This is a genomic window from Sphingobium sp., from assembly GCF_036170395.1.
Classification (GTDB): Bacteria; Pseudomonadota; Alphaproteobacteria; order Sphingomonadales; family Sphingomonadaceae; genus Sphingobium.
Genome location: NZ_JAVHPD010000032.1, coordinates 1 through 4287, shown reverse-complemented (window position 1 = coordinate 4287; position 4287 = coordinate 1). Strand labels below are relative to the sequence as shown.

Here is a 4287-nt window from a genome sequence, read left to right as displayed (position 1 = left end):
ATGAGAAGTTCCTGGGCCGCAAATATGTCGGCACCAAGCGCTTCGGCCTCGACGGCGGCGAGTCGATGATCCCCGCGCTCGAAGCCGTCATCAAATATGGCGGCCAGTCGGGCGTTCGCGAGATCGTGTTCGGCATGGCGCATCGCGGCCGCCTCAACGTGCTGGCGAACGTGATGGCCAAGGGCTTCCGCGTCATTTTCCACGAATTTTCGGGCGGCACCGCCAACCCGGAGGATGTCGGCGGATCGGGCGACGTGAAATATCACCTCGGCACCTCCACCGACCGCGAGTTCGACGGGGTCAAGGTGCATATGTCGCTGGTGCCCAACCCCTCGCACCTCGAAACGGTCGACCCGGTGGTGCTGGGCAAGGTGCGCGCGCAGCAGACCTTCCGCGACGACCTGGGCAAGCACGACCAGGTGCTCCCCGTGCTGATCCATGGCGACGCGGCGTTCGCGGGCCAGGGCATCGTGTGGGAATGTTTCGGCTTCTCGGGCGTCCCCGGCTACAACACCGGCGGCTGCGTCCACTTCATCGTGAACAACCAGATCGGCTTCACGACCAGCCCGCAATTCTCGCGTGGTTCGCCCTATCCCAGCGACGTGGCGAAGGGCGTGCAGGCGCCGATCCTGCACGTCAATGGCGACGATCCCGAAGCTGTCACCTTTGCGTGCAAGCTGGCGATGGAATATCGCCAGACCTTCCACCGCGACGTCGTGATCGACATGTGGTGCTATCGCCGCTTCGGTCATAACGAGGGCGATGAACCCGGCTTCACCCAGCCGCTGATGTACAAGGAAATCCGCCAGCATCCGCCGGTGAGCGACGTCTATGCCGCGCGTCTGAAGGCGGAAGGCGTGATCGACGATGCCTTCATCGCCCAACAGACCGACGGGTTCGTCGCGCATCTGGAGGAGGAGTTCGAGGCGGCCAAGAGTTACAAGGCGAACAAGGCCGACTGGTTCGCCGGCCGCTGGTCGGGCCTGCACAAGCCCGCCGACGCCGAAACCGCGCGGCAGAGCGTGGATTCGGCGATCAGCACCAAGCTGTTCGACAGCCTGGGCAAGACGCTGACGACGGTGCCTGATGGCCTCAACGTCCACAAGACGCTGAAGCGCGTGCTCGACGCCAAGGCGGAGATGTTCAAGACCGGCGAGAATTTTGACTGGGCGACCGGCGAGGCGCTGGCCTTCGGTTCGCTGCTGTCGGAAGGCTATGGCGTGCGCCTGTCGGGGCAGGATTCCGGCCGCGGCACCTTCAGCCAGCGGCACGCGGTCTGGACCGATCAGGACAGCGAGCGCAAATATATCCCGCTCTCGACCGTGCCGCACGGCCGGTTCGAGGTGCTGGATTCGCCGCTGTCCGAATATGGCGTGCTGGGCTTCGAATATGGCTATGCGCTGGCGGACCCCAAGAGCCTGGTCATCTGGGAAGCGCAGTTCGGCGACTTCGCCAATGGCGCGCAGATCATCTTCGACCAGTATATCGCCTCGTCCGAGACCAAATGGCTGCGCTCCAACGGGCTCGTCTGCCTGCTGCCGCACGGCTATGAGGGCCAAGGGCCGGAGCATAGCTCGGCGCGTCTGGAGCGCTATCTCCAGCTCTGCGCGGAAGGCAATATCCAGGTCGCGAACATCACAACCCCGGCCAATTACTTCCACGCGCTGCGCCGGCAGATGCTGCGGCCGTTCCGCAAGCCGCTCATCATCATGGCGCCCAAGTCGCTGCTGCGGCACAAGGCGGCGGTGAGCAAGGCCGAGGACTTCCTGGGCGAGACGCAGTTCAAGCGCATCCTGTCCGACCCCAATGCGGCGGCGGACACGGAGACGAAGCGGCTGGTGCTGTGTTCGGGCAAGGTCTTCTACGATCTGTCGGATGCACGCGATGCTGCGGGCGACACGGATGTCCAGATCGTCCGCATGGAGCAAATCTATCCCTTCGCGACCGAGGCGCTCGCCACCCGGATCGCCCGCATGACCAACGTGCAGGAGGTCGTGTGGTGCCAGGAGGAGCCGCGCAACAATGGCGCGTGGTTCTTCGTCGAGCCCTATATCGAGGAGGCGTTGGCGAAAGCCGGCAAGGCGCCGATGCGCGCCCGCTATGCCGGCCGCAAGGCGTCCGCCTCGCCGGCCACGGGCCTGGCTTCCCGCCATGTGTCCGAACAGGGCGCGCTCGTCGCCGATGCGCTGGGTCACAGCGTCCGCACTGAAATCCGTCGCCAGAAGAAAGGCTGAGACAGCTCATGGCCACCGAAGTCAAAGTCCCCACGCTGGGCGAATCCGTTACCGAAGCAACCGTGGGCCAGTGGCTCAAGAAGCCGGGCGAGGCGGTGAAGGCCGACGAGCCGATCGTTTCCCTTGAAACCGACAAGGTTGCGGTCGATGTGCCCGCGCCGGCTGCCGGCACGATGGGCGATATCGTGGCGAAGGAAGGCGAGACGGTGCAGGTCGGCGCGCTGCTCGGTTATGTGAACGAGGGCGCGTCCGCGGGGGCTTCGCCGGCTGCGGCGGCAGCGCCTGCTGCTGCGCCAGCCGCGAAGGCAGAGGCCGCCGCGCCTGCGCCTGCCGCTGCGGCGCCGGCCCCTGCCGCCGAAGAAGAGGGCGAGGGCGGGAGCCTGACACTGTCGCCGGCGGTGCGCCGTCTTGTGCTGGAGCACGGCCTAGACCCCAGCAAGATCAAGGGCACCGGCAAGGACGGTCGCCTGACCAAGGATGATGTGGTGGCCGCCGCCGCCGCTGGCACTGCCAAGGCGGCTGCCGCATCGACTCCGGCCGCTGCGCCCGCCGCCGCTGCGCCGTCTGCTGGTCCGTCGCGCGCGCAGGAGCGGGTCAAGATGACGCGCCTGCGCCAGACGGTCGCCAAGCGGCTGAAGGAAGCGCAGAGCACCGCGGCGCTGCTGACCACCTTCAACGATGTCGACATGACCGCGGTCATCGAGGCGCGGGCGAAGTATAAGGACTTGTTCGAGAAGAAGCATGGCGTGCGCCTGGGCTTCATGGGCTTTTTCACGAAGGCCGTGTGCATGGCGCTGAAGGATATTCCGGGCGTCAACGCGCAGATCGAGGGCGACGAGATCGTCTATAATGACTTCGCCGACATCTCGGTCGCGGTGTCCGCGCCGACCGGGCTGGTCGTGCCGGTGATCCGCAACGCGGAGTCGCTGAGCGTCGCGCAGATCGAAAAGACGATCGGCGACTTCGGCAGAAAGGCCAAGGAAGGCAAGCTGACGATGGAGGACATGAAGGGCGGCACCTTCACCATCTCCAACGGCGGCGTGTTCGGATCGCTGATGTCCACCCCGATCATCAACCCGCCCCAGTCGGCGGTGCTGGGCCTCCACCGCATCGAGGACCGGCCGGTGGTTCGCGACGGTCAGGTCGTGGTGCGGCCGATGATGTATCTGGCATTGAGCTACGATCACCGCCTGATCGACGGCCGCGAGGCGGTGACCTTCCTCGTCGCGGTCAAGAATGCGATCGAGGATCCGACGCGGTTGCTGATCGACCTGTAACAGGCGTCACAAGCACCTACATCCGTTCGGGCTGAGCCTGTCGAAGCCCCGTTTCCCTGCGACGGAAACAAAGTAAAAGTACGGCCCTTCGACAGGCTCAGGGCGAACGGAGATTGGTATGGCAGACTTCGACTATGACGTCCTTGTGATCGGTGCCGGGCCGGGCGGCTATGTCGCGGCGATCCGGGCGGCGCAGCTGGGGCTCAAGACGGCTTGCGCCGAGAGCCGCGAGACGCTGGGCGGCACCTGCCTCAATGTGGGGTGCATCCCGTCCAAGGCGATGCTGCATGCGTCGGAGCTGTATGACGAGGCGGCCAATGGCGCGATGGCGAAGCTGGGGGTCAAGATCGACAGCATGAGCCTGGACCTGCCCACAATGCAGGGGCAGCGGCTGGATGCGGTGAAGGGGCTGACCGGGGGCATCGAGTTCCTGTTCAAAAAGAACAAGGTGACCTGGCTGAAGGGCCTCGCCAGCTTCACCGGCGCGAACACGGTCGAGGTGGGCGGGCAGAGCGTGACGGCAAAGAATATCGTCATCGCCACCGGCTCGTCTGTCACGCCGCTGCCGGGCGTGGCGGTGGACAATGCGGGCGGCAGGATCGTCGACTCCACCGGCGCGCTGGAGCTGGACAAGGTGCCGGGCCATCTGGTGGTGGTCGGTGGCGGCGTCATCGGGCTGGAACTGGGCAGCGTCTGGCGGCGTCTGGGCGCGAAGGTGACGGTGGTCGAATATCTCGACCAGATCCTGCCCGGCATGGACGGCGAAGTCCGCAAGG

Annotated in this window: 3 protein-coding genes; all 3 read left to right on the top strand. The window is 65.6% G+C overall.

Features of this window, described 5'->3' with window-relative positions; all coding sequences use genetic code 11:
- The coding region (locus tag V2B31_RS09190; protein WP_328277690.1) for a 2-oxoglutarate dehydrogenase E1 component at positions 1-2234 on the top strand (2234 nt) is incomplete at its 5' end.
- Between the two features lie 8 nt (positions 2235-2242).
- Positions 2243-3511: a 2-oxoglutarate dehydrogenase complex dihydrolipoyllysine-residue succinyltransferase gene (odhB, locus tag V2B31_RS09185; RefSeq protein ID WP_328277686.1), complete on the top strand. Its 1269-nt coding sequence runs from the start codon at positions 2243-2245 to the stop codon at positions 3509-3511.
- Positions 3512-3629: 118 nt separating this feature from the next.
- Positions 3630-4287, top strand: a 658-nt coding sequence (locus tag V2B31_RS09180; protein ID WP_328277684.1) for an FAD-dependent oxidoreductase, incomplete at its 3' end; no start/stop codon positions are given.